Source organism: Vibrio sp. Vb1574 (genome assembly GCF_033338675.1).
Window position 1 is genome coordinate 1 of sequence record NZ_JAWOTC010000400.1, and the last position, 1,095, is coordinate 1,095.

At 44.2% G+C, this 1,095-nt stretch carries 1 protein-coding gene; it reads left to right on the plus strand.

Going from position 1 to position 1,095, the window contains the following annotated elements:
* Nucleotides 1-994: AI-2E family transporter (locus R7O12_RS26455; RefSeq protein WP_318127043.1), on the plus strand; the 994-nt coding region annotated here is incomplete at its 5' end.
* Nucleotides 995-1,095 lie beyond the last annotated feature (101 nt).

Consider the following 1,095-nt stretch of genomic DNA (forward strand, 5'->3'; position numbering starts at 1 on the left):
TTACATCAATTCGATCGTAATGGCTTTCATTATCTCACTGCTTATGTTTCCTGTGCATGAGTGGTTTGAGCGTAAAATGCCAAAACACAAAAATTCGGCATCGCTGCTCACGTGCGTAGTTTTGACTTTCATTATTGTCATTCCACTACTGTTTGTGTTTGCTGCAATTGTTCAACAAGGCTCCGTTTTTTCTCAGAACACGTACAAATGGGTCACCAATGGTGGCATTCAAGACATCTTCCAACATCCTTGGGTTATCAAAGGTCTATCCATTGTTAATGAGTACTTACCTTTCGATAAAATCGAGCCAAAAGCCATCGCCGAAAAAATCGGGCAATTTGCTACCACTTTTGGTTCAAACCTTGTCGCGATCAGTGCGAAAATTCTGGGTGATGCAACAAACTTCTTGATGGATTTTTTCCTGATGCTGTTTGTGCTTTTCTTCCTATTACGTGACCACGACAAAATCATTTCGGCCATTCGACATATTCTGCCACTCTCTCGTAGCCAAGAAGATAGAATCTTGACCGAGATAGAACAAGTTTCGAAGTCCGCAGTCATGGGCTCGTTTTTAACGGCTATCGCGCAAGGCTTAGCGGGCGGTATCGGTATGTGGCTAGCTGGCTTCCCTGGCCTATTCTGGGGCACCATGATGGGCTTTGCTTCCTTCATTCCAGTTGTCGGTACGGCGTTGATCTGGATACCAGCCGCCGCGTACTTGTTCCTCACCGGTGATATGACGTGGGCAATCTTCCTAACCGCATGGAGTGTAGTCATTGTCGGTTCGATTGATAACTTGCTGCGTCCATTGTTGATGCAAGGCAGCGCAGGCATGAATACCTTAATGATTTTCTTCTCATTATTAGGTGGTCTGCACTTATTTGGTTTGATTGGTTTGATTTATGGCCCGCTGATTTTTGCGGTCACCATGGTGCTGTTTAATATCTATGAAGAGGAATTCAAAGACTTCCTTAACCAACAAGACAACAGCTAGCCGCCACTGAATAGTAAGCAACAGCTTCAAGCTTGGGCCAGATTGTGCGAAAATCTGGCCCTAATTATTTCTGATGAACCAAATTTATGTCTGCCTATATC